Raw genomic sequence first — 25909 nt, 5'->3', positions numbered from 1 at the left:
GGTCATTTCCAATCGATTAAGGAATCGGGTGATGCACGGTCACCAACTTGGTGCCGTCGGGGAAGGTGGCCTCTACCTGAATATCGTGAATCATCTCGGCAATCCCTTCCATGACGTCAGCGCGGCTGAGGATTTTGGTGCCGTAAGACATTAGCTCGGCGACAGTTTTACCATCCCTGGCGCCTTCCATGATCGCGGCGGTAATCAGCGCGATGGCTTCGGGATAATTCAATTTCAGGCCACGCGCCTGACGTCGTTCTGCCAGCAACGCAGCGGTAAAAATCAGCAGCTTGTCTTTTTCTCTTGGGGTGAGTTCCATTCGCTTCTCTCTTTATGTGTCTTGTTTATTCAGGTATTCCAGATGCGTGGGATTACGGCTGCACGGCCTAATAATTCTGGCCGGATTTGCTGCCACGCTTGTGTCATCCATTGTCTGGCAAGTTCGCTGGAGTGTCCCAGAAAACGCATTACCAGCACCGATTTTATTTGTGTTGTGCCAATTTTGGCATGACCGTCTACCAGAGCATTGCTAGTCTCACGCAGATTATTGATGACCGTGGCGGGCAGCACTTTGCCGACGGCTATCAGGGTTGCGCAAACGGTGTAGCCCGCCAGCCCCAACGGGCTATGCATCGGGACGGTGCCGCCGCTGAGCGCGCCTTGCTCAAACCAGAGCAGCTTGCCGCCACGGCGGATGCTGGTGCATTGGGAAATTTTTCCGGCGTCGAATGACTCGCCGGAAGCTGTCCGGCCGAAGCAGAGGATTTCACCGCCAATGTATTGGGCGTCAGTTGCCAGCGTGACCTGATGATCGAGTTTGACAGCGGCGTGATTAAAGAAAATGGTTTCTTGCGGCAGCCATTCTAGTGTGGCGTTTTCGGCGACCGATAACCGCACGTGTTGCTGCGATAGTTTGCCGTTGCTTTTGTACCATTTCGCCGCGCCGGGGGTAGTAATCAATGCGTGCGCTGCGTTGCCGATGTTGGCGTCAATGGTCAACTGATCGCCGCCTACTACACCACCGGGAGGATGGATGATGATGGCGTGGCAGACGGCAGGGTGTTCGGGGTAAAGCGGTTTTTGTACCCGTAACGGGCCAAAATGACTGCGTTCTATCAATCGCGTCGTGCCTTGGTCGTTGGCAAAGCCTAATGTCAATCGTGCCTGCCAGGGTCCGGGCGAGCTTGCTTGTGGCGTGATGTGGAGATTTTTTTCTGGCAAAACAGGGACAGCTGCGCCCCCATTTTGGGTCGATAACGTGAGGGTGGGAGCGTCAACAAATGTCATCTGCGAGACTATACTGCCAAGTGCCGTTTCACGCTCGCATCATCCATTTGCGCTTGCGTCCCCGCTGCCACAACTTCGCCGCGTGACAGCACAATAAAATTGTCGGCTAGTTCGCGCGCAAAATCAAAATATTGTTCGCATAGCAGAATCCCGATGTCGCCACGTTCACGCAACAGTCGAATTACGCGGCCAATATCTTTGATGATCGACGGTTGTATACCTTCGGTCGGCTCATCCAGAATGATCAGTTTCGGTTCCGCCAGCAGGGCACGGGCGATGGCAAGTTGCTGTTGCTGACCGCCGGACAGATCACCACCACGGCGTTGCAGCATTTCTTTGAGGACTGGGAAAAGTTCGTAGACTTCACCTTTAATCAGCGATGCCTTCTTGCCGGATTTGGTTGCCATGCCCATTAACAGGTTTTCTTCTACTGTCAGGCGAGCAAAAATTTCGCGTCCTTGCGGTACATAGGCGATGCCTAAAGCGGCGCGTTGGTGCGGCTTTAAGCGCGTGATGTCGCGGCCTTCCAGCGTGACTTTGCCGGTCGCGGAGGGTAATACGCCCATCAGACATTTTAATAGGGTAGTTTTGCCGACGCCGTTGCGCCCGAGCAGGCTCAGGCACTTGCCTTTTTCGACTGACAGCGATACGCCGCGCAACGTGTGCGAGGAGCCGTAATATTGGTTCAGGTGGTCGACGTTTAACATTTTTATTCTTTCAGCGGCCTAAATAGACTTCGATGACGCGCTCGTCGGCTTGTACTTCGGACATTTTTCCTTCGGCCAGTACAGATCCTTCGTGCAGTACCGTGACTTTGCCTTGCTGCGCGATTTCGGTGACGAAGCCCATGTCATGCTCCACCACGACGATGGAATGTTTGCCGCGTAATTCGTTGAGTAATTCGGCGGTGCGTGCAGTTTCTGCGTCAGACATGCCGGCCACCGGCTCATCTAGCAACAGCAATTGCGGTTCTTGCATCAGCAGCATGCCGATTTCCAGCCATTGTTTCTGGCCGTGGGAGAGCAAGCCTGCAAGTCGGTTTTCCTGACCGTTTAGCCGGATCAGTTTCAAAATTTCGTCAATCTTGCCGAGCTGTTCCGAAGATAACCGGGCGAATAGCGTGATACGGACGCGTTTATCCATTTTCATCGCCAGTTCCAGATTTTCAAAGACCGTGTGCTGTTCGAACACGGTAGGTCGTTGAAATTTGCGGCCGATACCAGCGTGGGCGATGTGATATTCGGTCAGCTGGGTCAGGTCGATGGTCTGGCCAAAAAATGCGGTGCCGGATGTCGGGCGGGTTTTGCCGGTAATCACATCCATCATGGTCGTTTTGCCAGCGCCATTTGGTCCGATGATGCAGCGTAGTTCACCGACTGAAATATCCAGATTCAGATTATTCAGCGCCTTGAAGCCATCGAACGAAACGGTAATATTTTCCAGATACAGAATCGCGCCGTGGGTAGTATCCACGCCGTCCGATTTCAGGCGGGCGTAGGATGTGCCGTGGTCCGCATGCTGACCGTTGTCGACGATGCTGGACGGTTGATGCGGGTTATAGAGCTCGCTCATACGGACTCCTGGTTGGTGCTGGATTTTGTGCTGAATTTTTGCTTCAGTTTGCTAGCGACGCCAACGATTCCTTGCGGCATGAACAATGTCACACAAATAAAGATCAGCCCTAACGCATACAGCCATAGTTCGGGGAATGCACCGGTCAGCCAGCTTTTCAGGCCGTTCACCGTGAACGCGCCGACGATAGGACCGATCAACGTGCCACGCCCGCCGACTGCTGCCCAGATCACCATTTCAATTGAATTGGCGGGCGACATTTCGGACGGGTTGATAATCCCGACTTGCGGCACATACAAGGCCCCGGCGATGCCGCACAGGACTGCTGATAAGGTCCAGACAAACAGCTTGAACCACAACGGGTTGTAGCCGATAAACATCAGGCGCGATTCTGAATCACGCACCGCTTGCAGTACGCGGCCAAGGCGTGAATTGACGATCCAGCGGCACAGCAATAACGTCCCAAATAAAAACAGAAACGTCATCAGATACAGTGCGGCTTTGGTAGTCGGCGCTGTGATCGAATAGCCCAGAATTCGTTTGAAGTCGGTGAAGCCGTTGTTGCCGCCGAAGCCAGTATTATTGCGGAAAAACAGCAACATGAACGCAAAGGTCATCGCTTGGGTAATGATCGAAAAATACACGCCCTTGATCCGCGAACGGAATGCAAAAAACCCGAAGACGAATGCCAGCACGCCGGGCACCAATACCACCAGCGCCATGCAATACCAGAAATTATCGGTCAGCGACCAGAACCACGGATACGTTTTCCAATCGAGGAAAACCATGAAGTCAGGCAAATTGCTTTGATACACGCCATCGCGACCAATTGCGCGCATCAGATACATGCCATGCGCATAGCCGCCGAGCGCGAAAAATACGCCGTGTCCGAGCGATAAAATCCCTGCGTAACCCCACACCAGATCAAGCGCCATCGCTGCCATCGCGTAGCACATGAATTTGGCGATCAGCGCTACGGTATAGCTGGAAATATGCAGCGCATGTCCATCCGGAAAACTCAAATTGAGTATTGGCAGCAGGCATAAAACGATGCCGCACAGAACAATCCCGATCCACGCTGGACGTGAGAATAGCGCTGGCTTGGCTGGCATTGTGCGGCCTAGGGATATGGCGGTTGCATCTGACGCCAAAGGCACTTGTATAGATGAGGTTTTCATTCGACGCTTCTGCCTTTCAGTGCAAACAAGCCCTGCGGACGTTTTTGAATGAAGACGATAATGAATACCAGAATCGCGATTTTGGCTAATACTGCGCCAGCCACCGGTTCCAGAAACTTATTCACTTCGCCCAGACCGAGTGCTGCGATCACGGTGCCAGCCAACTGCCCGACGCCGCCCAGCACAACTACCATGAACGAATCGACGATATAGCCTTGGCCCAGATCAGGACCGACGTTGCCGAGCTGGGATAGCGCGACGCCGCCCAAGCCTGCAATACCGCAGCCGAGGCCAAAGGTCATCATGTCGATCTTGTCAGTGGCGACACCGACGCAGGCGGCCATGCGGCGGTTCTGCATCACGGCGCGGACAAACAAGCCGAGTCGGGTTTTGTTCAGGATTAGCCAGACCGCAGCGACGACAAAAATGGCGAAGAAAATAATCACGATGCGGTTATAGGAAAGTACGAGTGAGCCGAGTACTGTGACACCGCCAGACATCCATGAAGGGTTAGCGACTTCGACATTTTGCGCACCGAAAATCGAACGCACGGCTTGCATCAACATCAGGCTGATACCCCAAGTGCACAACAAGGTTTCTAGTGGCCGTCCGTATAACCAGCGCAGAATGGCGCGTTCGATTGCGATCCCGACTGCTGCGGTGACGATGAATGCGGCGGGCAACGCGACGATGAGATAGGCATCCAACGCGCCCGGTAGAAATTTGCGGAACAATAATTGGCAAACGTAAGTAGTGTAAGCGCCAATCATCAGCATTTCGCCGTGCGCCATATTGATGATGCCCATCAGCCCAAAGGTGATCGCCAGTCCCAGTGCAGCCAGCAATAAAACGCTGCCGAGCGAGATGCCGTAAAACACTTTTCCGATGAATTCGGTGGTGGCTAGCTGGCGATTCAATGCGCCCAGAGTCCGCACGACTTCGATTCGGATCGCGGCGTCTGGCTCGATGAAACTGCCGTCGGGATTCTTTTCCAGCAAGTTTTGCAAGGCCGGTTTGATGTTGGCGTTGGTGCTGGTTGCCAGCGTCTTGATGGCGGCTTTGCGCAAGGCCGGATCGGTCGCGTGGAGATTGGCGGTGGCGATAACCTGTTGCAGCGTCGCCTGAATATCAGGGTCGTTTTCTTTTTGCAGCGCCTTGTTGATCAGCGGAATTTGGCCCGGATCAGCGGTCTTGAGTAACGCGGTGGCGGCGTCCATGCGTTGTTTGCGGTCGACAGAAAATAGTTTCAGGCCGGAGAGCGCGCCTTCTACAACGCCGCGCAAACGGTTATTGACGCTGATACCTTCGGCGTCATCCGGCGTGGGACCTGACTTATCGGTTGCAGGGTAGAAGGCTGGGTTATCGGTCTTGCTGTCGTCAACGATCAGAATCTCGCCATTGGGTCTGGCGTACAGCGCATCGGTATTGAGCGCGTTGAGAATTTTGGTGGCATCGGGGTTGGCTAGCGCTGCAATTTTATTCACGGCGGCGATACGCGCATCGGCATCTTCGGAGGCTAGCGGGGCGAGCAGCGCGGTGTCGATCGCTGCGGTGGCGTTGATGGCTTGGAAAGACAGGCCAGCAACCAGCACAATGCCGAATATTTTGGAGAGAGAGGTCATGGATTTCTTCATTGGTGCGGTACGACGCGCCTGATTAAGACGCGCTGGCCGGATGAGATCAACCGGCCAGCTTGCCAATTTATTGCTTACTACTAATGACTATTCACGCCTTTTTGCGGTCATTGCTTACAGCTTTTGCTTGCTTTCGTTACCGACGATGTACGGGCTCCACGGTTGCGCACGGATGGTCGTCTTAGTCTTGTTGACGACGTTGAACTGACCATCAGCCTTGATTTCGGCAATCATTACTGGTTTGTGCAAATGGTGGTTAGTCGCATCCATTTCCAATTCGTAGCCTGAAGGCGCTTTGAATTTTTGACCTGCCATCGCAGCAATGACTTTGTCGGTATCGGTCGACTTAGCTTTTTCTACTGCTTGCTTCCACATGTAGATGCCGACATACGTCGCTTCCATCGGATCGTTGGTTACGACTGTGTTGGCGTTTGGTAATTTGTTAGCAACTGCGTAGGCTTTCCACTTTTTGATGAAGGCTGTGTTAGTCGGATTTTTGACCGATTCAAAGTAGTTCCAAGCTGCCAGATGACCAACCAACGGTTTTGCATCAACGCCGCGCAGCTCTTCTTCGCCGACAGAGAAGGCGACGACTGGAACGTCAGTCGCTTTCAGTCCGGCGTTGCCCAATTCTTTGTAGAACGGGACGTTTGAATCGCCATTGATGGTCGAGATCACAGCCGTTTTGCCGCCTGCTGAAAACTTCTTGATATTGGCAACGATGGTTTGATAGTCGGAATGACCAAACGGTGTGTAAACTTCGTCGATATCGCTATCTTTTACGCCCTTGCTATGCAAGAAGGCGCGCAGGATTTTGTTGGTTGTGCGTGGATAAACGTAGTCGGTTCCCAGCAACACAAAACGTTTGGCGCTGCCGCCTTCTTTTGATATCAGATACTCAACTGCCGGAATCGCTTGCTGATTTGGTGCTGCGCCGGTGTAGAAGACATTTTTTTCCAGTTCTTCACCTTCGTATTGCACTGGATAGAACAGCAGGCTGTTGGTTTCTTTGAATACTGGCAAAACTGATTTACGCGAGACCGAAGTCCAGCAACCGAATACAACGGCAACCTTGTCTTGCGAGATTAATTGACGTGCTTTTTCGGCGAACAACGGCCAGTTGGAGGCTGGGTCAACGACGACTGGCTCGAGTTGTTTACCCAGAACGCCGCCATGTGCATTGATTTCTGCAATGGTCATCAAAGCGACGTCTTTTAATGATGTTTCAGAGATGGCCATGGTGCCGGATAGCGAGTGCAGAATCCCGACCTTGATGGTGTCGGCGGCAAAGGCTGCTGGGAGCCAGGCTGCGGCGGCAAGTGCAAATGCGCCTAGCGCGGTAGCTTTCAAAACGGTGCGACGTGACATGTGTGAATCCCCCTGAATGGTATGCATGAATAAAGACCGCGTGAGATTTCTACGACTATTTTGATTAACCACAGCTAGGCTTTAGCAGGATGCGTGCCAGTCGATTTTGGGGCGTTTAATCACGCTTTACCGAGGGATTTTGGCTTGTTTTATTGCTACTTGATGCTTTTGGGAAGTTGGTGAGTTGCTGGCGCTTGTTTTCAGTGCGTCCGGGCATCTTTAGACGCGCGTTTGCACTGGTCTAGTGCAAACGCGCATATTCTGGGGCGGGATTATGCGGAGGGTAGCCGAATTGGTGAGAGGTGGTGACGGAATACAAAATAGACGCTGGGCGGCGTCTATTAATCAGTTAGTTTCAGCGTAAAAATACGCGGTTCATTATTTGTGTCACCGGATAAGCCACGATGGTCTGAATCACTGGCGGTAAATCGAGTGGGCGCATCATCATTTTGATCGTCATATCGGCGCGTAAATTGGTGCGCACGGTGGCGTTCATCATCGTGCTGATTTCTTTTATTCGCACCGGATCGTCTGCTAGTTCGGGGGAGCGAAATTTGAGGACGTGGCGTAAAGCGCAGGCGGTGTCTTCGGTTTTCATTTCCAGCGTGCGACGACTCAGTGCGCCGAAAATATGGCGACGGCTGAGACCTTCTTTTTGGCGTAGACGACGGAAATAGCGGAAGAAGTGTTTGTAATGATTGACTTCGTCATTGGCGATGCGGCTGGCAAGGTCGCGCATGACGGGTTCGTCGGTGCTGCGGGCTAGCGCCTGATAGAAAGTCGCGGTGCCGGTTTCGACAACGCAGCGGGCGACCATTTCGAGCGCTTTACTTGGCTCCAGGAGCTCAACCTTGCAATACTTGGAATACTCCTCCAGAAAGTCGTTATAGGCCAGCGTCCAGTTGAACTCTGGCCATACGTGCGCGATATAGGCTTGTAATGCATTGCCGTGTTGCAACTCTTCCACTTCCCAGTGGTGTGTGAGCCAATCGGCAATTTCCGGGTCATCCCCGTAATAGGCAATCAGATTTTGCGTGTATAAATCTGAGCCGCTTTCAACGAACGATGCACATGCTGCCAGATAAAATAGATTTTCATCGGATCGGGTTTTTTCAATGTCGATAGTCGAAAATGCCAGATCAGCTATGGTCCAATGCGGGGCGCGTTGTTGTTCGTTGTGTGATTCGTCCTCGCGGGATGTTGTCATGATCAATCTCTCCAATGAAGTTAGCGATATTGATAGATATTGAAAGCGCAATGATTCTTGCAATGCTGCAAGTAGGACGAACAGTTTTGAATTTGGTTCATTCGACAATGTCAACATTACACCAACGCCGCAAGATGCGCATTTGGACAACGCATGCTAGGATGATTCTCGGACTCCGCTCACAACAAAATGAGGTAAAAATGTCACTAACTGAACAGCACACCGATGACGCGCCTGCAAGCGTTGCTTATCGCGGCTACACGATCGTGCCGCAACCTTCGCCGGGGCATGACGACCTTTGGCATGACGGTTACCAGATTTTCAAAGCGGGTGTAGAGGTTGGCAGCCGTACAAATACCGAAAGTGTCCATGCCAGCCGTGAGACGGCGATCGACAGTAGTCTGGATTTCGCCAGAATTGAAATTGATAATCTGGTTGCATTAACCGAGTAGTCAGCGCGGGCCGGAAGGTCTTGGCGTAATTTATGATCGGAGATGACCATGGTCGATAGCATTTTATGCGATACCTCAGCGTGTATGTCTGCTAAATATGTTGCGCATCGTGCGCCTACACCCGCGCCAGTGGAAGAGCCGCCAACACCCGGCCCGGGGCCTACGCCCGAACAAGACCCGGTTCCCGATCAGCATCCCGAGGATTGTTAGGGTTTAAATACCTTGCGCAAAGGCAATTTAGTTAGTCTGATGGGCCTGACCGAGTTTTTTCTCAAGACGGCTTTGCAGGCGTTCAAAACAAATGCTTAAGCACCAATACAGCGCTGCTGCGGCCAAATAGAGCGGTAGAGGGCGAAATGTCACCGCGATGACTTCTTTGGTTGCCAGCATCAGTTCTGTGACCGTGATGACCGATACCAGCGAGGTATCTTTAATCAGACTGATTAAAGTATTGCTCATGGACGGCACCGCGATCCGTATCGCTTGCGGCACGACGATGTAGCGCAGGGTTTGCCAATAGGTCAGGCCGATACTGTAGCTTGCGGCCCATTGCCCCTCATTGACGCCGCTAATCGCACCACGCAGACTTTCTGACAGGTAGGCGGCTGAGTTCAGACTAAGCGCCAGAATACCTGCGGTCAGCGGCGAAAAATTGACGCCAATACTCGGCAATCCGTAATAAATAACAAAAATTTGTACCAGCAACGGTGTACCGCGCATCATGCTGACGTAGATGGTAGCGGGCCATTGACAGATGCGCGAGGGCAGAATCCGTGCTACCGCCAGTGGAAAGCCCAGCAGCAAGCCGCCTAGCATTGACGACACCGCAAAGATAAGGGTGTAGCCAACGCCTTTCAGCAAGGTTGGCAGCGCCTGCTGTAGCAATTCCAGTAATTCCATAATGTCTCTGTTAAAAAATATCCCCGCACGGCGATTCGGGCGGGGATAGGTAGTACTGATGTGGCGGTCATTTTAAAACAGGTGGGAAGTTAATGTACTACTAATGCGTTATCCCACCGGCTGCCAAAACAATGTTACTTCGCGGTTGGCGGTTGGCTGACATCGATGCCAAACCATTTAATCGAGACTTTTTTGAAGCTGCCGTCTTTCAGTATGTCTTCAATTGCTTTGTCCAGCGCGGCCTGGAATTTAGGATTACCTTTTTGGAAAGGAATCCCAATTTTATCGATGGTGCCGATCGGTGCGCCTGCTTTTAATGGCAGCGTTGTATTTTTCAGCAAATAGCCGACTAGCAAGCTGTCGTTCAACGCCGCGTCAATGCGGCCGGTTGCAAGGTCAGACAAATACTCTGGCGAGCCAGGATATGTTTTGACATCAATTCCCGGAACTGCTTTGGCTTTTTGCTCAAAGTTGGTTCCCTGACCGAGTCCCAGTTTTTTACCCTTTAAGTCTTCCAGACTAGCAAAGTTGCGTTTTTCATCTTTACGAATGATCAACTGCGCGCTGGAGATAGTGTAAGGAATGGAGAAATCGAAGGCTTTTTTACGCTCATCGGTAATGCCGACCTGATTCAGAATGACGTCGTATTTGCCAGCGCCTAAGCCGGCTAGAATCCCGCTCCACTCAGTCGTGGTGAATTCGGTTTTAACGCCTAACTTTGCAGCGATCAAATTAGCGACATCGACTTCAAAACCAGTCAGTTGGCCAGTTTTAGGGTCTTTGAAGTTGAAGGGAGGATAGTTGCCTTCCATCGCCACTTTAAGGGTGCCACGCGTTTTTACCGTGTCGAGAAGATCGGCGGCAAAAGCGCTGACGGCGATGCTGGAAATCAGCACTGCTGCGGCGATTTTGGATAATGTCGCGTGTGTTAGAGAGGCCATTTTTTTCCTTCGGTCAGTAATTGTTTTAAATAAACGTTGCATACCCGTTGCATCGACTATCTTAACGCTCTGGTCGGTGACTGGAAAGGAAAGGTTGGAGTGTTGCTAGTTGTTTAAGTAGATAAGAAAGACATGGTTGTAATAAGCCCGGGAAAGTCGCCAAACTGAGGAAAAAATAAAGCGAAAAACAGGCAAAAGTGAGTTAAAACGAATTAACGGCGGTCATTGAAGCCACCTTATTTCTTCTTTTATGTCTTCTTCTGCGCCAGTTGCTGCGTCAGGACGGCAAACTGGCTATATAAAGCCGCAACCTCGGGATTCCATTCTTGAAGCGCCGCATGTTGGCGCGTCACAGTCGCCGTATCGCCGCGCGCGATTGGCCCGGTGAGCGCAGTTGCCGGGCCTAACCGGAACGCATTTGCGGCACTCTCGGTCAGTAATGGCGCGATCAGTTGAAGCGCAACATCTGCTGGTAGCCCCGCTTCTACATAGGCCTGGCGTGCAACGTCGATCAGCGTGACGAGATAGTTGGATGCGAATACTGCCGCAGCGTGATACACAACTTTGTTGTCGCGTTGGATGGCGACGCAGCGCGCGCCGATGGCGTCGAAGGCTTGTGTCAGAACGGCGAGGGCCGCAGGATCACCCTCACTGCCGCAATAAGTGCCAGCAAAGTCTGCGACGACTTGCTGCGGATCGGCAAAACTACGGATCGGATGGATGCTGGCAACGGCCGCACCTTGTTCGGCGGCTGCGCTTAGTGCCAGAGAAGACAAGGCGCCGCTGCAATGAAAGACGATGCTATTGGGGTTAAGTTTGCCGGTCGCGGCCAGCGCGGCGCAACATGCGGGAATGTGGTCATCGCTGGCGGCAATCAGATAAATATCCGTTGGGCGCAACGCGGCGAAAGAGGTGACTGCGCGGCCATCTCCAATGAATTCGCAGGCTTGCTGTGCGCTGCTGTCGGAGCGATTTAGTACATCGTATAACTGGAAAATCTGGCGCGCTTTCCATAGCCGCGCCAATGTTTTGCCGACTTTTCCGCAACCGATGATGGTAAGCGTAGGCAGGATGGCGGTAAGGCTTACATCCTGCCTAGACGCGCTGCTATCGTCATTGGGTGTGGCGATGGCATCAATCGCAGGGCAATCTTTGCCATCGTTGCCGTTATTCGCACTAATAACTAGCTTCCCAGCTGTTCCAGTGCTTCCTGTTGCTCTAGCCATTCCACCTCCAGTTGTGCCAGTTCCTTCGCGTAAAACGCTTGGTCGGTCAACAATGTTGTGAGTTCTTTCTTTTTATCCTTGTCATAGATTTCCGGATTAGCCAGATGTGTATCAACAGTGGCTTTTTGCGCAGTGCGCTTTGCCATTTGTTCATCGAGTCGCTTGATGCGTGACTCAATCGGCTTTTTCAGCGCTGCCAGTTTTTGGCGAGCGTCGGCATCCTGACGTTTTTGTTCCCGGCGGTCTGCGGTATCGACAGCTGTTGCCGCTGGTGCGACTGCGCTGGCAATTTTTACCGTTTGGGTCGCTTTCGGCAGTCCGGCATCTTTGCTATTGTTCTTGGCGGCAAGTTTTGTCTTGAATAGCCAATCTTTATAGTCATCAAGATCGCCGTCGAACGGTTCGACTTTGCCATCGGCCACAATAATGAATTGGTCGGTGGTGGCGCGCAACAAGTGACGATCATGCGATACCAGTACCAGCGTGCCTTCAAACTGCGCCAGCGCCATGGTCAGGGCTTCGCGCGTTTCCAGATCCAAATGGTTGGTCGGCTCATCCAGCAGCAGCAAGTTAGGACGTTGCCAGACGATCAGCGCTAACGCCAGACGCGCTTTTTCACCACCGGAGAACGGCGCGATGGAGCTAGTCACCATCGGGCCGTTAAAGTTGAAACTGCCGAGGAAATTGCGAAGTTCTTGCTCGCGCGTCGTCGGGGCAATTTTGCCTAGATGCCAGAGCGGCGACTCGTCATGACGCAGCATTTCAACTTGATGCTGGGCGAAATAACCGATAGACAGACCTTTACCAAACTGCGCATCGCCGCGCAGGGGTTTGAGCTCTTCGGCAATGGTTTTGATAAAGGTTGATTTACCCGCGCCGTTGACGCCCAGCAGACCAATCCGCTGACCGATTTGCAGAGAGAAATTAATGCCGGCGACGATGACCTTTTCGGTAACTTCGTGGCTGGTTTCGCTTTCAATGCGATAACCGGCGCTGACATCTTCCATGACTAGCAGTGGATTCGGCGCGCTCAGCGGTTCGCGGAATTCAAAAGAAAACTCGGCAGCCGCACGTAACGGAGCCAGTTCTTCCATCTTTGCCAGTGCTTTCATCCGGCTTTGGGCCTGACGTGCTTTGCTGGCCTGCGCTTTAAAGCGGCTAATAAAGGATTCCAGATGTGCCCGTTGACGGGTTTGTTTTTCTAGTGCTCCGGCAGCCAGAATCATTTGCGCAGCGCGTTGGCGTTCAAATGACGAGTAATTACCCGTATAACGTTTCAGCTTGCGCTCGTCGATATGTACGATGACATTGACGACGCCGTCCAGGAAGTCGCGATCATGCGAAATAATGATAAGGGTGCCGGTATAGCGCTTGAGCCAGTCTTCCAGCCAGATAATTGCGTCCAGATCCAAATGGTTGGTTGGCTCATCCAGCAGCAGCAAATCGGAAGGGCACATCAAAGCCTGGGCCAGATTCAAACGCATTCGCCAACCACCAGAAAAACTGGCGACGGGTTCTTGCATCTGGGCCATCGAGAAGCCAAGACCGGTAAGCAATTGCTCACCGCGTGAGCGCACGGTATAGGCGTCGGCATCGGCCAGTGCGCTGTATAACTCGCCAATTAGTGTGCCATTAGCGGCGCTTTCTGGTTCGCTTTCCAGAAAAGCTAATTCTTCTTCGAGACGGCGCAGTGTGACATCGCCATCAATTGCGTATTCCAGCGCTGGACGGTCGAGGGCAGGGGTTTCCTGCGCGACATAGGCCATGCGCCATTTAGTCGGGAAGTCGATTTCGCCTGCATCGGCGTGCAGTTCGCCGCGCAATAGTCCGAATAGACTGGATTTACCCGCGCCGTTAGCGCCGATCAGACCGATTTTGTCGCCAGGATTGAGCGTGATATCGACTTTGTCGAGCAGCGGCTTGATGCCGCGCATCATTGAAACTTGTTGAAAACGTATCATGAAATGTGTTTTGAAATGCGTTGGGGGAAGCAAAATTGCATGTTTTCTGCTGAAAACAGATTAAACCGTTATTACGGAAATGCCAGTCAATCGATGCATCAAACCGTGATCAGCGGTATTAAATCATCAGCAGAGTAGCCATTAGTCTGGGTATTTTCGGCCGACAAAGCAATTTCAGCGCTGGTTAATTGCACTTTTAGCGCAACTTCAGCGCAATGCCCTAAAAAAGAAAGCGCCTATGATAAGGCGCTTTCTATTAAATTGCCAAAATTAAGGCTGAATGGTGTTGTTATGGGAGTTGATCGGCAGTGAGTAAAAACACCATATCATCGCCAGCACTGGTCGATACCCAGGTCATTTCGAGATCCGGGAAGGCGGCTTCAGCAAAAGCGCGCTCGTTACCGATTTCGACAATCAAGACACCATTTTTGGTTAAACGCTGTTTAGCACCAGCCACGATTGTACGCACTAAGTCCATACCATCTTCGCCACCGGCCAAAGCAATTTGCGGTTCGGCCAGATATTCCTTAGGTAGTTTGTCCATCGATCCGGAATTAACATACGGTGGATTGGTGACGATCAGGTCATATTTCTTGTCGGGGACATTGGTGTACAGATCGGACTCAATCAACGTGATGCGATCTTGCAAGTCGTAGTCGTCAACGTTGCGACGCGCCACTGCCAGTGCATCGGCGGAGATATCGGCGGTGTCAACATGGGCATTGCCAAAAGCATCGGCCAACATAATCGGCAAGCACCCGGAACCTGTGCAAAGTTCCAGAATGTTGGCGACTTTGGCTGGGTTTTGTACCCATGGCGAGAAAAATTCTGGAATCAATTCGGCGATAAAAGAACGGGGCACGATCACCCGTTCATCGACATAAAACCGGTATTCTCCTAGCCAGGCTTCTTGCGTGATGTAAGCGGCAGGGACGCGTCCGACGCTGCGTCTTTCGATCACGTTTAGTACGGCAGAAACTTCATGCGGCAACAAGCGCGCATCAAAAAACGGTTCAATTTTATCCAGTGGCAGTTTTAAAGTGTGCAGGATCAGATAGGCAGCTTCGTCGAGCGCATTGCTGCTGCCGTGGCCAAAAAATAAGCCTTCGGTGTTAAAACGCGTAACGGCAAAGCGCAGTAAGTCGCGGATGGTATGGAAAGTGTTGTTCATGATGGGCTGCATGGGTGCAGTGAGTGTTGTTACAGGAATCGGGGCTTGCTGCTGACGATTGAGCGGCTTTGGAATTCGATCAATTGATCAACGCTGATGTTGCAGATCAATTGGTCGAATCGCATAAAAATACGCAAAAGTGCCAAATTATTTGCTAGTTGACTCAGATTGAGTCGTCAGCAAATTTTCTAGCGTGCGACGGTAAATGTTTTTCAGCGGGTCAATGAAACGTACTTCAATGTGCTCGTCGATTTTGTGAATACTGCCATTCGGCGGTCCAAATTCGATGACTTGCGGGCATATTTGCGCGATAAAGCGTCCGTCCGACGTGCCGCCGGTGGTCGATAATTCAGTGTCGATGCCGGTTTCTGTTTTGATTGCTGCTGCCAGCGCGGTGCTCAACGTGCCGCGTGGTGTCAAAAATGGCCTGCCGCCTATCGTCCAGGCTAGTTTGTAATCCAGCGCATGTTTATCCAGAATCGCATGCACACGTTGCTGCAAGGATTCGACAGTGCTAGCCGTTGAAAAGCGGAAGTTGAAGTCGATCACCACTTCGCCCGGAATCACGTTTGACGCGCCAGTGCCGCCGTGAATGTTCGACATTTGCCAGGATGTCGGTAAGTAGTATTCATTTGCCTCGTCCCACTTTTCCGCTGCCAGTTCGGTCAGTGCCGGTACTGCCAGATGAATCGGATTTTTGGCGAGGTGCGGATAGGCGATATGTCCTTGCACGCCTTTCACAATCAACTTTCCCGACATGGTGCCGCGACGACCGTTTTTAATCATATCGCCGAGTTCGCCGCTCGAAGTCGGTTCACCGACGATGCAATAATCCAGTTGGACACCGCGTGCTTTTAACTTCTCGCAGACGACGACTGTGCCGTCGGTTGCAGGGCCTTCTTCATCGCTGGTAATCAAAAATGCGATAGATCCCGCGTGATCCGGATGGGCGAGCGTAAATTCTTCAACAGCCACCACCATCGCGGCAATCGAGGTTTTCATATCGGCAGCACCGCGACCGTAGAGCTTGCCATCGCGATAACTAGGCAAAAAAGGATCCGATTGCCAGTCTTCACGTGGGCCGGTTGGCACTACATCGGTATGGCCGGCAAACACCAGCAGCGGTTGTGCTGTGCCTTTGCGTGCCCACAAATTGGTGACATCACCGGACTGAATCGTTTCGCACACAAAGCCGAGCGGCGAGAGCAGTTCGATCAGGCGATCCTGGCAACCTTTATCCTGGGGCGTAACGGACGAGAGGGAAATCAGTTCTTCAGTGAGTGCGAGGGTTTTGCTGACGGCGTTGTTTGACATAATTATTGATTAAAAATCTGTTGATAAAGCGCGTCGGAAAATCCAACATAAGTGTTCTTGCCTGTAAATAGCACAGGCCGTTTGATGACGGAAGGCAGTTCCATCATCAATGGCATCGCGCTGACGCCGTCAGTAATGCTAGCGCGCCGCTGCTCAGTCAGATTACGCCAAATGGTGCCCTTGCGGTTCACCAGCACATCCCAGGCAATATCGGCAAGCCAGGTATTGATTAATTCAGGCGTGACACCGTCTTTTTTGAAATTATGGAATGTGTAAGCGATTTCCTGGTCTTCAAGCCACGTGCGGGCTTTTTTGACTGTGTCGCAGTTGGGAATGCCGTAAAGAGTAATTGCCATGCTAGATTGAATTCTTTGGTTATTGATTACAGGATGGTGTAAGCGAAAGCGCGTTGGCGTAGCTTAACGCAAGATTGTGCAGTGAAAAATGAGTGTTAAGTGTAAACGACAACGACTTACAAATTCAGCGTGAATTCAGTGTAGCTAACCGGCGCAATTTTTTCTGGCTCCGGTTCCGTGGCTTTTTGCGTCATCGGTGTGTGATTATTGATCAGCCAATACAGATTAGTCGGCGAATCTGCCTGAGAGAGCGCTTCGTCCTGAGTGATGACGCCATCCTCGATCAACTTCATCAGCGCCTGTTCAAACGTCTGCGAACCTGGTGCCATACTTTTTTCCATCGCATCTTTGATGTGACTGATTTTTCCTTCTTCCATCAACTCAGAGATATGACGGGTATTCAGCATAATTTCAACCGCTGGCGTACGTTTGTCGTCGGTTGTGTTGACCAATCGTTGCGAAACGATGGCGGTTAATGTGGATGCCAGATCTTCCAGCAGCGTCGAACGATTTTCTAAAGGGAAAAAGCTAATTACACGATTTAATGCGCGGTAACTATTGTTGGCGTGCAGGGTCGAGACGACCAAATGCCCTGACTGAGCATAGGCGAGTGCTGCAGACATTGTTTCTTTGTCGCGGATTTCGCCTATCAATATGCAGTCGGGCGCTTGTCGCAGCGCATTTTTCAGGGCGATGTCGAGATTTTCTGTGTCTGTGCCAAGTTCACGCTGATTGACGATGGAGAGTTCGTTCTTGAATAAGAATTCAATCGGGTCTTCCAGCGTCAGAATATGTCCTGCTTGCGTTTTGTTGCGATGGTTCAGCATCGAGGCAATCGTGGTCGATTTACCAGATCCGCAAGCGCCGACTATCAATAACAAACCGCGTTTGCGGGTAATTAGTTCGGTTAAGACCGACGGCAAGCCTAAATCTTCAAAAGGTGGAATATCGAAAGGGATGTAGCGAATGACGGCTGAAATACTATTGCGTTGTTTGAATGCTGATAACCGAAAACTACCGACGCCACTGATGGACAAGCCCATGTTTAGCTCTCTGTCGCGCTCTAGCGCTAACAAACGAGAGTCGGGGATAACTTCTTCCAGCAGCACCTGGATAGTTGTTTTATCCATTTTTTGCTGATTAATCGGGACTAAATCGCCCTTTATCTTCAGATGAATAGCAGAGTTAGTGGTCAGGAACATGTCCGATGCACCCTTTTCCTGCATGAGGCGAAACAAGCGATCCATTGCCATGACGGCTCCTAAAAAGGGTAGTTGACCTACACAACATACTGCTAAATCTTCTGCACCGTGCAGGTCACGCACCTGGGTGCAATATGCGATTCTTTTTATTTGCACCAATTAATGCCAGGCAATGCGCATTAGTGCAAAGGTAAAAGACGGCAAAGCCACCGCTCGTGTGGCCCCGCCGATGTTGTTTCTTAGGCGTCGCGCAGCAATTCGTTGATGCCGGTTTTAGCACGTGTTTTAGCATCGACACGCTTCACGATAACGGCACAGTACAAGCTATATTTGCCATCAGGAGATGGCAAGTTACCAGAAACTACGACCGAACCGGACGGAATACGGCCATAGGTGACTTCCCCGGTGGCGCGATCATAAATTTTGGTCGATTGGCCGATGTATACGCCCATCGAAATGACCGAGTTTTCTTCGACGATGACGCCTTCTACGATTTCTGAACGCGCGCCGATGAAGCAGTTGTCTTCAATGATCGTAGGGTTGGCTTGCATTGGCTCTAATACGCCGCCGATACCCACGCCGCCGGACAAATGGACGTTCTTGCCGATTTGCGCGCAGGAACCGACCGTCGCCCATGCATCAACCATTGTGCCTTCATCGACATACGCGCCGATGTTGACAAAAGAAGGCATCAGAACGACGTTTTTGCCGATGAAACTACCGTGACGTGCGACCGCTGGCGGGACTACGCGAAAGCCGCCTTTAGCGAAATCGTCGGCAGTGTAATTGGCGAATTTGGTAGGTACTTTGTCATAGAACTGCATGTTTGCGCCAGCAGGCATCGGCAAATTGTCTTCCAGGCGGAACGACAGCAGAACGGCTTTTTTGATCCATTGGTTGACTACCCAGTCGCCATCGATTTTTTGGGCAACGCGTAGCGTGCCATCATTTAATTCGGCGATGACTTTAGCGACAGCTTCGCGCAAGTCGGACGGCGCGGTTTTCGGGGAAAATTCGGTGCGTTGTTCCCAGGCTTGATCGATAAATTGTTCTAGAGATTGCGTCATGATTGGTCGCTTAAAAAGTTAAAAAACAGGTTATTGCACATTATTGCACCATTTATTCGGTGCCGATTCTCAGAGTCCGCGTACAAACTGCACTATTCGTTGCGCAGCTTCCAGACATTCATCCACTTCGGCGACCAGCGCCATTCGAATGCGTTGCTGCCCTGGATTAGTGCCGTGAGCGTCGCGTGCCAGATAGCTGCCCGGCAATACGGTGACATTATATTCGGCATACAGGCGCTTGGCGAAATCCACATCCGAGATGGTTGTGAGTTTATCGACTTTAGCCCAGAGGTAAAACCCTGCGTCGGGTAGCGCAACGTCAAGGACTTCTTGAAGCAGCGGTGTGACTTGCTGAAATTTAGTGATGTATTTGGCACGATTTTCGGCAACGTGGGTTTCATCGTTCCAGGCAGCAATAGATGCGGACTGAATAGACGGGCTCATCGCGGCACCGTGATAGGTGCGATACAGCAAAAATTTCTTCAAAATAGCGGCATCGCCGGCGACGAAGCCTGAGCGCATACCCGGTACGTTTGAGCGCTTGGATAAGCTTGAGAACGTAATCAGGCGCGGGTAGCCTTCGCGTCCCAGAGCATGGGCCGCTTCGAGACTGCCGAGTGGTGCTTCGGGTTTGAAGTAGATTTCAGAATAGCATTCATCGGCGGCGATCACAAAACCATAGCGATCCGATAAGGCGAATAACTCTTTCCAGTCGTTCAGTGTCAGCACTGCGCCGGTAGGATTGCCCGGTGAGCATAAATACAATAACTTGACCCGCGCCCAGACGTCTTCCGGCACGCTGCTGTAATCCGGCAAAAAATTGCGGGCCGGGTCTGAATTGACGAAATACGGCTGCGCGCCGGATAAATAGGCCGCGCCTTCGTAGATTTGATAAAACGGGTTTGGACACATCACCAGCGCATCGTGCTCAGATGGATCAACCACCGTTTGCGCCAGCGCGAACAACGCTTCACGCGAGCCGTTGACTGGCAGAATTTGGGTGGCGGGATTAAACGCCGGCAAGTTATAGCGGCGTTCCAGCCATCCTGCGATGGCCTTACGCAGCGTCTCGGTGCCGACAGTGCTTGGATAAGTTGCGAGGCCATCGAGATTGTCGGCTAAGGCCTGGCGGATAAACGTCGGCGTTGGATGTTTGGGTTCGCCTATGCCCAGACTGATCGGTTTATAAGCCGGATTCGGTGTGACATCGGAAAAAAGTGCCTTCAGCTTTTCGAAAGGATACGTTTGCAACCGGTCTAGTAGTGGATTCACGTGGGTATAAATAGAGTAATAGGTCGAGTAAAAAGTCGAGTACAGCGCTGCTAAGGACTGCATAAAAGCCGCGGAGGAAAAGAAGTCGCAGGCTAAAAAGCGCAGTTTGCATTATATACAGAAGTAATTGCAGAAGTGCTGCAGCAGAGTGTGAGGCGTGCTGGGGAGTTTATTACGCTTGTTAAGCCGATCTCTATCGGCAATTTGTGCTGTTGAATGTGGGCATCTTTGCGATACTGCTCACTTTGCAGAACGCCAATATTGCCAATTGGTAACTTTTTGGTGTCAACGGAAGTGACGCTGAATGTTATGATACCGGCCTCTCGCGAGGTTTTTTCTCGTTTTCCATTAATTTTGCGTACGGCGGGGCTGTTTTTCGCCGACCTTGATAAGAATAGTCGATAACGTGCGTTTAACTTCCATTAAATTGTCGGGATTCAAATCTTTCGTTGACCCAACCAATTTTCAGGTCCCAGGCCAGTTAGTTGGCGTGGTTGGGCCTAATGGTTGCGGCAAATCCAATATTATTGACGCTGTGCGCTGGGTGCTGGGCGAGTCTAAGGCATCTGAGTTGCGCGGCGAGTCGATGCAGGACGTTATTTTTAATGGCTCCTCGCATCGCAAGCCCGCTGGCCGGTCATCGGTTGAGCTGGTGTTCGATAACGCCATGGGAAAAGCCGGCGGTCAATGGGGTCAATACGCTGAAATTGCCGTTAAGCGCACGCTGACCCGCGATGGTACTTCTACCTATTACATCAACAATCAGTCGGTAAGACGACGCGATATCCAAGATATTTTCATGGGCACCGGCCTTGGTCCGCGCGCTTACGCGATTATCGGGCAAGGGATGATTTCGCGCATTATTGAAGCGCGCCCTGAAGAATTGCGGATTTTTCTGGAAGAGGCCGCAGGCGTATCCAAATACAAGGAACGTCGCCGCGAGACTGAAAACCGGTTGAACGACACCCGCGATAATCTGCTGCGCGTCGAGGATATCCTGCGCGAGTTAAATAGCAATCTGGAAAAGCTGCAAGCGCAAGCCGCTGTTGCGCATAAATTTCATGCGTTGCAGGGCGATCAGGAAGAGAAGCAGAAATTGTTATGGCTGTTACGCAAGAACGAAGCGAAGGCCGAGCAAGAAAAGTATTTCCGTGAAATCGAAAAAGCGCAGACCGATCTGGAAGAGCAGACCGCTAAATTGCGTCATGTCGAGACCGAACTTGAACATATGCGGCAGTCGCATTATGCTGCTGGCGACCGCATGCATCAGGCGCAGGGTCATCTATATCAGACCAACTCTGAAATCGGTAGTCTGGAAGCGCAAATCAAGTTTGTCATCGAGTCGCGCAATCGTCTGCAATCGCAACTGAATTCGTTGACCGCGCAACGCGATCAATGGCAACGGCAGGGTACGCAGCATCAGGACGATCTTTCGGAAGCAGAAATCCATCTGGAAGAGTTGGCGGCCCGTGTCGAGCAGTCGCAAGTTAGCGCCCAGCAACACAGCGATCATGTCCCGGCGTTAGAGCAATCATGGCGGGAAGCACAGCTTAAAAGTACCGAATCTCGCGCCAAAATCATGCAATTCCAGCAGCAGATCGAATTGGAATCCACGCATCAGCGCAATGCCTCGAATATCCTGAACGGCTTGACCGTGCGTCGCGAGCGTTTATCCCAAGAAAAAAACGGCTTGAATTTGCCGGATACCACGCATCTTACCAATCTGAAATACCAACTCGAAGAAAAGCAGGCCGGGTTGGAAGAGGTTGGAATGCAGCTGGAAGAGGCACAAGAGCAGCAACCGCGTCTGGAAGAAGAACGCCGCGCCGCGCAGCAGCAAGTAAATACTGAAACGGCAAACAACGCCCAGCTGGAAGCACGCTTGAGCGCGCTGAAACAGTTACAAGAAAGTGTGCAGAGTCAGGGCAAAGTACAACCGTGGCTGCAAAAGCATGAACTGGCCGAGTTGCCGCGCCTGTGGCAAAAGCTGCACATAGATCAGGGCTGGGAAACCGCGCTGGAATCGGTGTTGCGTGAGCGAACTTCAGCGCTGGAAATGTCGAATCTGGAGTGGGCCAAGGGTTTCTTCAATGATGCACCGCCGGGCAAGTTGGCATTATTTACGCCGAGCGGCATCGCTGTAGAGAGCAATGTAAGCGTTCCGGTGGGCTTCAAGCCTTTCCTCAATTTAATGCAGCTCAATGATCCGGGTTTGCGTGCGTTGATGCAGGATTGGTTGCACAACGTGTTTGTGGCCGAGGACACCGTGACTGCATTCGCCGAGCGTGCCAAGTTGCCGGTCGGTGCCTGTTTTGTGACACGGCAAGGGCATGTTATCAGCAAAACCAGCGTGCGCTTTTATGCTTCCGATTCGGAGCAGGACGGCATGCTGGCGCGTCAGCAAGAGATCGAAAATATCACCAAACAACTGCGCGCACAGCAAATGTTGGCCGATGAGGCGCGTTCGCGCTCCGTGCGTGCGGATGCCGGGTTGACGCATGCAACGCAGCGTTTGCAAGAGCTGCGTCAACGGCATACCGGCCTGACGCAAGCAGTCCATGGCTTGCAGATCGATGTGATGAAGTTATCCGAGCTGCAAGAGCGCTTTAACCAGCGTAGTTCGCAAATCGCTGCCGATCTGGCCGAAATTGCCGCGCAGGAAAGTGAGCAGCAACAGGTCAAGATGGAGTCGGAAGCAAAGTTCGAGCAGCTTGACGCAGAATTGGGCGAGCTACAAGAACGGCACGAAGATGGACAAACCGATTATCTGAATAAAGAACAGCAACTGAACGATGCCCGTCAACGTTTGCGCGAACTGGAGCGTAGCGCGCAAGAAACCGAATACGCGGAAAAGTCGCATCGCAACAAGATCGAAGAACTCAAACGCAGCATCGCCACCGCGCTGGAACAGGCCGCGCAATTGTTTGCCAACATGCAACAGGGCCATCTTGAGTTAGAGAGTCTGGACGATCAGGCCGCGCAAACCGGCTTGCAAGACTTGCTCGATAAACGTACCGATCAAGAACGTGCGCTGGCAGATGCCCGCCATGAGTTGGATCAGGTATCGCAGAATTTGCGTCAGCATGAAGATATGCGTACGCAGTCTGAACGCAGCTTGCAGCCACAGCGCGACCGCATTATGGAACTACAGTTAAAAGAGCAGGCTGCACGTCTGAATCAGGAGCAATACGCGCAGCAACTGGTCGAGTTTGGTGCCGATGAGGTGGCGTTAAGCGAGAAGTTGCACGAAGATATGCGACCGTCCTATTTGCAAGGCGAAGTGACGCGCTTGACCAATGCGATCGCGGCGTTGGGTGCGGTTAATCTGGCGGCGCTGGATGAGTTGGCGCAAGCTTCAGAGCGCAAAAATTTCCTCGATGCGCAAAATGCCGACTTGACCGAGGCGATCAATACGCTGCAAGACGCTATTCACAAAATCGATAAAGAAACCCGCGAGTTGTTGCAGGATACGTTTGATCGGGTAAACGGGCATTTCGCCGAATTGTTCCCGATTTTGTTCGGTGGCGGGCAGGCGAGGCTGATCATGACCGGCGACGAAATTCTGGATTCTGGCGTGCAAGTTATGGCGCAACCGCCAGGCAAGAAGAATGCAACGATCCATTTATTATCGGGTGGTGAAAAAGCGCTGACGGCGACCGCGTTGGTGTTCTCGATGTTCCAGTTAAATCCCGCACCGTTTTGCTTGCTGGACGAAGTTGATGCGCCGCTGGACGATGCTAATACCGAGCGGTTTTGCAACATGGTTAAGCGGATGTCGGAGAACACTCAGTTTCTGTTTATCTCGCATAACAAAATTGCGATGGAGATGGCAAATCAACTGATCGGTGTGACCATGCAGGAGCAGGGCGTGTCGCGGATCGTGGCGGTGGATATGGAGTCAGCCAGAAGTTTTGCGGCAGCTGCGTAATCCCAGCTTACGCAGCGCTTTGGCGGTGCGTGAGCGCGTAAGATGGCTTTCTATTAATTGGCTTTTTTGATAATTTTTTGGGAACGCCAATCTATTTCCTGTGTCCTAAGAAGGCGTTTTGACAATGGATGCATCGGTGAGCCGCTGTAATCCCGCGTTTTCAACTAAAAATTACTAAAATTTTTTCAATAACATTAGGCGTTATTCTTACAATTATTGATAATGACGCATTGGTAACAATGCAGTCTTTAAGACATATTGCATTAGATAAAAGATTCGGCTGGATGAGGGGTATTTCTGAGCGGCAGTATTTGCACCATAATTTGCGCGCTATACGCTATTAGATATTCTTTATTTATCTGCTTACTGGGTGCGTTTTTAGAACATTTTTTATACCGCTCATTGCATTATTTTTTGCACATTTTCTGCGGCTAACTCACAAACTACTTGCTTGCTACCTATGTTGTTATTAACAAGTTTACTAACATTTAACCGGAAGAATTCTCTACCGCGAATCGCGGTTCGGGCAGCGGGCAATGCGCACGAGTAGTCCCCATTTCAATTCTTATTTTTTGCGGATATCCAAACACCGAAGTGTTTGCGCTATGTTCGCTATCGAGGCCTTAGTAGTATGACCGATCTACAAACTAGTCTGTTCGCCATTGGCGGCGCAATTATTGTTGGCGTCGTCTCCTATAATAAGTGGCAAGAATACAAAGCCAAAAAGAGCGTTGAACGGGCTTTTTCGACATCGCACGATGACGTTTTGATGGCTCCGCCGTCAGAATCTTCTGAACGCGCAGACCGCGCTGAACGTCCTGAGCGGCATGAGCCTGTGTTGTTTGAGCCGGAAAGCGTCTCGGACTCAGTTGCCACTGAGGATATGCCGCTGGACAACGTTGATCTGACTGCCGAACAATTGGCAACCGAGCCGCAAGGCCAGACGGTCGTACCGTCGACCGCAGCGGAGACCGCTGCACAGGCAGCTGCGGCACCGGTGGTGAGTATCCCGCCACAAATCGAATTACCCGTAGATGGCTTGATAGATTGCGTGATTCCTTTAACGCTGGAAGCAGCGGTGCGCGGCGATAAAGTGCTGCCGGTTTTACAAAATTTACGTTACGTCGGTAACAAGCCGGTGAATTTTATTGGTGAAGATAGCCACGGTGAATGGGAGCCGATTGCCCATGGCGGTATTTATAAATCGCTGATGGCTGGCGTTCAGATGGCGAATCGCAGCAATCCTCTGAATGAGATTGAATATTCTGAGTTGGTGATTAGCCTGCGTCAGATTTGCGATGATCTGGGCGCGGAACCGGATATCCCGGATATGACTGAAGTTATGCAAGGTGCGCGTGCTCTGCACCAGTTTGTGATCGAACATGATGCACAACTAGGTGTGAATATTCAGTCGAAAGGCGCACCTTGGGCAATCAATACACTGATGTCGGCATTGGCGCGGCAGGGTTTCGATGCCCGTCCTGAAGGGCGTTTGATTATGTCAGATGGCGATGGCGGCGTGCTGTTTTCTCTGTCGACTAACGCTGGCGCGACTAGCGAAACCACTGGGCGTTTGACGCTATTGCTGGATGTTCCGCGTGTTTCGCAAGCGCGTGATGGCTACGGTGCGATGGTTGCCTGCGCGCGCGCGCTGGCGTCACGACTGGGTGGTGTAGTGGTCGATGACAGTAATCAGCCGCTGGCGGATGCACAACTGGCAGAGATAGCAGGTCAGGTTGATGCGTTCTATCTGGATATGGATGGCGCCGAAATTTCTGCCGGCTCAACGCGTGCTTTGCGATTGTTCAGTTGAGTTGAGTTGACTGTTTCATAAAAGTAGTTCAAGTCAATTAACACACGTTAAGTCCGTTAT

Annotated in this window: 22 protein-coding genes; 4 read left to right on the top strand and 18 right to left on the bottom strand. The window is 51.6% G+C overall.

Annotated features, from left to right (window positions below; genetic code table 11):
* Nucleotides 1-16: 16 nt before the first annotated feature.
* From C7W93_RS06000 to C7W93_RS05965, 8 genes are all read right to left on the bottom strand, one after another.
* Nucleotides 17-319, bottom strand: a complete 303-nt coding sequence (locus tag C7W93_RS06000; RefSeq protein WP_108439204.1) for an urease subunit gamma — start codon at nucleotides 317-319, stop codon at nucleotides 17-19.
* A gap of 29 nt (nucleotides 320-348) precedes the next feature.
* Complete coding sequence (locus tag C7W93_RS05995; RefSeq protein WP_108439203.1) at nucleotides 349-1287, bottom strand: urease accessory protein UreD; 939 nt, start codon at nucleotides 1285-1287, stop codon at nucleotides 349-351.
* A gap of 8 nt (nucleotides 1288-1295) precedes the next feature.
* Nucleotides 1296-1994: an urea ABC transporter ATP-binding subunit UrtE gene (urtE, locus tag C7W93_RS05990; protein WP_108439202.1), complete on the bottom strand. Its 699-nt coding sequence runs from the start codon at nucleotides 1992-1994 to the stop codon at nucleotides 1296-1298.
* Nucleotides 1995-2004: 10 nt separating this feature from the next.
* Nucleotides 2005-2859: an urea ABC transporter ATP-binding protein UrtD gene (gene urtD / locus C7W93_RS05985; RefSeq protein WP_108439201.1), complete on the bottom strand. Its 855-nt coding sequence runs from the start codon at nucleotides 2857-2859 to the stop codon at nucleotides 2005-2007.
* Nucleotides 2856-3971 (bottom strand): urea ABC transporter permease subunit UrtC, encoded by a 1116-nt coding sequence (gene urtC, locus C7W93_RS05980; protein ID WP_108440506.1) that lies wholly within the window; start codon nucleotides 3969-3971, stop codon nucleotides 2856-2858. The genes urtD and urtC overlap by 4 nt, the downstream gene beginning before the upstream one ends.
* 62 nt (nucleotides 3972-4033) lie before the next feature.
* On the bottom strand, nucleotides 4034-5659 hold the full coding sequence (gene urtB / locus C7W93_RS05975; RefSeq protein ID WP_108440505.1) for an urea ABC transporter permease subunit UrtB: 1626 nt from the start codon (nucleotides 5657-5659) through the stop codon (nucleotides 4034-4036).
* A 126-nt stretch (nucleotides 5660-5785) separates the two neighbouring features.
* The gene (gene urtA / locus C7W93_RS05970; RefSeq protein WP_108439200.1) at nucleotides 5786-7039 is read right to left on the bottom strand and encodes an urea ABC transporter substrate-binding protein; all 1254 of its coding nucleotides are present in this window, start codon (nucleotides 7037-7039) and stop codon (nucleotides 5786-5788) included.
* Between the two features lie 355 nt (nucleotides 7040-7394).
* Nucleotides 7395-8246, bottom strand: a complete 852-nt coding sequence (locus C7W93_RS05965; RefSeq protein ID WP_108439199.1) for a ferritin-like domain-containing protein — start codon at nucleotides 8244-8246, stop codon at nucleotides 7395-7397.
* Nucleotides 8247-8446: 200 nt separating this feature from the next.
* On the opposite strand from C7W93_RS05965, the gene C7W93_RS24415 reads away from it, so the two are divergent.
* Together C7W93_RS24415 and C7W93_RS24585 are read left to right on the top strand one after the other, a co-directional pair.
* Entirely contained in the window at nucleotides 8447-8698 is a 252-nt protein-coding gene (locus C7W93_RS24415; RefSeq protein ID WP_146177525.1) for a hypothetical protein, read from the top strand.
* A 48-nt stretch (nucleotides 8699-8746) separates the two neighbouring features.
* Nucleotides 8747-8908, top strand: coding sequence for a hypothetical protein (locus C7W93_RS24585; protein WP_161539889.1), 162 nt, complete (start codon nucleotides 8747-8749; stop codon nucleotides 8906-8908).
* A 27-nt stretch (nucleotides 8909-8935) separates the two neighbouring features.
* On the opposite strand, the gene C7W93_RS05955 is transcribed toward C7W93_RS24585, so the two are convergent.
* From C7W93_RS05955 to dapC, 10 genes are all read right to left on the bottom strand, one after another.
* Complete coding sequence (locus C7W93_RS05955) at nucleotides 8936-9598, bottom strand: amino acid ABC transporter permease (protein ID WP_108439197.1); 663 nt, start codon at nucleotides 9596-9598, stop codon at nucleotides 8936-8938.
* A gap of 134 nt (nucleotides 9599-9732) precedes the next feature.
* A complete protein-coding gene (locus C7W93_RS05950) occupies nucleotides 9733-10539 on the bottom strand; it encodes a cystine ABC transporter substrate-binding protein (RefSeq protein ID WP_108439196.1) in 807 nt (268 codons plus the stop codon).
* A 248-nt stretch (nucleotides 10540-10787) separates the two neighbouring features.
* Nucleotides 10788-11765: a Rossmann-like and DUF2520 domain-containing protein gene (locus C7W93_RS05945; RefSeq protein ID WP_108439195.1), complete on the bottom strand. Its 978-nt coding sequence runs from the start codon at nucleotides 11763-11765 to the stop codon at nucleotides 10788-10790.
* Nucleotides 11723-13699 (bottom strand): ATP-binding cassette domain-containing protein, encoded by a 1977-nt coding sequence (locus tag C7W93_RS05940; protein ID WP_108440504.1) that lies wholly within the window; start codon nucleotides 13697-13699, stop codon nucleotides 11723-11725. Before C7W93_RS05940 ends, C7W93_RS05945 begins: the two co-directional genes overlap by 43 nt.
* 316 nt (nucleotides 13700-14015) lie before the next feature.
* Nucleotides 14016-14897 (bottom strand): 50S ribosomal protein L3 N(5)-glutamine methyltransferase, encoded by an 882-nt coding sequence (prmB, locus tag C7W93_RS05935; RefSeq protein WP_108439194.1) that lies wholly within the window; start codon nucleotides 14895-14897, stop codon nucleotides 14016-14018.
* Between the two features lie 147 nt (nucleotides 14898-15044).
* Nucleotides 15045-16211: a succinyl-diaminopimelate desuccinylase gene (gene dapE, locus C7W93_RS05930; protein WP_108439193.1), complete on the bottom strand. Its 1167-nt coding sequence runs from the start codon at nucleotides 16209-16211 to the stop codon at nucleotides 15045-15047.
* A 2-nt stretch (nucleotides 16212-16213) separates the two neighbouring features.
* Nucleotides 16214-16567 carry an ArsC family reductase gene (locus C7W93_RS05925; protein ID WP_108439192.1) on the bottom strand — a complete coding sequence of 118 codons (354 nt, stop codon included), beginning with the start codon at nucleotides 16565-16567 and terminating at the stop codon, nucleotides 16214-16216.
* Nucleotides 16568-16683: 116 nt separating this feature from the next.
* Nucleotides 16684-17820 (bottom strand): PilT/PilU family type 4a pilus ATPase, encoded by a 1137-nt coding sequence (locus tag C7W93_RS05920; RefSeq protein WP_108439191.1) that lies wholly within the window; start codon nucleotides 17818-17820, stop codon nucleotides 16684-16686.
* Nucleotides 17821-18008: 188 nt separating this feature from the next.
* Nucleotides 18009-18836: a 2,3,4,5-tetrahydropyridine-2,6-dicarboxylate N-succinyltransferase gene (dapD, locus tag C7W93_RS05915; protein ID WP_108439190.1), complete on the bottom strand. Its 828-nt coding sequence runs from the start codon at nucleotides 18834-18836 to the stop codon at nucleotides 18009-18011.
* A 69-nt stretch (nucleotides 18837-18905) separates the two neighbouring features.
* Entirely contained in the window at nucleotides 18906-20108 is a 1203-nt protein-coding gene (gene dapC, locus C7W93_RS05910; protein WP_108440503.1) for a succinyldiaminopimelate transaminase, read from the bottom strand.
* Between the two features lie 406 nt (nucleotides 20109-20514).
* On the opposite strand from dapC, the gene smc reads away from it, so the two are divergent.
* The gene (gene smc, locus C7W93_RS05905) at nucleotides 20515-24036 is read left to right on the top strand and encodes a chromosome segregation protein SMC (protein ID WP_108439189.1); all 3522 of its coding nucleotides are present in this window, start codon (nucleotides 20515-20517) and stop codon (nucleotides 24034-24036) included.
* 631 nt (nucleotides 24037-24667) lie between these two features.
* Nucleotides 24668-25849, top strand: a complete 1182-nt coding sequence (locus C7W93_RS05900) for a cell division protein ZipA C-terminal FtsZ-binding domain-containing protein (RefSeq protein ID WP_108439188.1) — start codon at nucleotides 24668-24670, stop codon at nucleotides 25847-25849.
* The last annotated feature ends 60 nt before the right edge of the window (nucleotides 25850-25909 follow it).

Source organism: Glaciimonas sp. PCH181 (assembly GCF_003056055.1).
Lineage (GTDB): Bacteria > Pseudomonadota > Gammaproteobacteria > Burkholderiales > Burkholderiaceae_D > Glaciimonas.
The sequence above is the reverse complement of the archived record's forward strand: the minus strand, read 5'-3'. Positions and strand labels throughout refer to the sequence as shown.

Coding starts and splice junctions, on each gene's coding strand:
- C7W93_RS05940 (WP_108440504.1), bottom strand. CDS start 13,699: ATGCGCGGCATCAAGCCGCTGCTCGACAAAGTCGATATCACGCTCAAT.
- C7W93_RS05950 (WP_108439196.1), bottom strand. CDS start 10,539: ATGGCCTCTCTAACACACGCGACATTATCCAAAATCGCCGCAGCAGTG.
- C7W93_RS05945 (WP_108439195.1), bottom strand. CDS start 11,765: ATGGCTAGAGCAACAGGAAGCACTGGAACAGCTGGGAAGCTAGTTATT.
- C7W93_RS05995 (WP_108439203.1), bottom strand. CDS start 1,287: ATGACATTTGTTGACGCTCCCACCCTCACGTTATCGACCCAAAATGGG.
- urtD (WP_108439201.1), bottom strand. CDS start 2,859: ATGAGCGAGCTCTATAACCCGCATCAACCGTCCAGCATCGTCGACAAC.
- C7W93_RS06000 (WP_108439204.1), bottom strand. CDS start 319: ATGGAACTCACCCCAAGAGAAAAAGACAAGCTGCTGATTTTTACCGCT.
- C7W93_RS05920 (WP_108439191.1), bottom strand. CDS start 17,820: ATGGCAATGGATCGCTTGTTTCGCCTCATGCAGGAAAAGGGTGCATCG.
- urtE (WP_108439202.1), bottom strand. CDS start 1,994: ATGTTAAACGTCGACCACCTGAACCAATATTACGGCTCCTCGCACACG.
- C7W93_RS05925 (WP_108439192.1), bottom strand. CDS start 16,567: ATGGCAATTACTCTTTACGGCATTCCCAACTGCGACACAGTCAAAAAA.
- C7W93_RS05955 (WP_108439197.1), bottom strand. CDS start 9,598: ATGGAATTACTGGAATTGCTACAGCAGGCGCTGCCAACCTTGCTGAAA.
- C7W93_RS05965 (WP_108439199.1), bottom strand. CDS start 8,246: ATGACAACATCCCGCGAGGACGAATCACACAACGAACAACAACGCGCC.
- C7W93_RS24415 (WP_146177525.1), top strand. CDS start 8,447: ATGTCACTAACTGAACAGCACACCGATGACGCGCCTGCAAGCGTTGCT.
- C7W93_RS24585 (WP_161539889.1), top strand. CDS start 8,747: ATGGTCGATAGCATTTTATGCGATACCTCAGCGTGTATGTCTGCTAAA.
- urtB (WP_108440505.1), bottom strand. CDS start 5,659: ATGACCTCTCTCTCCAAAATATTCGGCATTGTGCTGGTTGCTGGCCTG.
- urtC (WP_108440506.1), bottom strand. CDS start 3,971: ATGCCAGCCAAGCCAGCGCTATTCTCACGTCCAGCGTGGATCGGGATT.
- prmB (WP_108439194.1), bottom strand. CDS start 14,897: ATGAACAACACTTTCCATACCATCCGCGACTTACTGCGCTTTGCCGTT.
- dapD (WP_108439190.1), bottom strand. CDS start 18,836: ATGACGCAATCTCTAGAACAATTTATCGATCAAGCCTGGGAACAACGC.
- urtA (WP_108439200.1), bottom strand. CDS start 7,039: ATGTCACGTCGCACCGTTTTGAAAGCTACCGCGCTAGGCGCATTTGCA.
- dapE (WP_108439193.1), bottom strand. CDS start 16,211: ATGTCAAACAACGCCGTCAGCAAAACCCTCGCACTCACTGAAGAACTG.
- C7W93_RS05900 (WP_108439188.1), top strand. CDS start 24,668: ATGACCGATCTACAAACTAGTCTGTTCGCCATTGGCGGCGCAATTATT.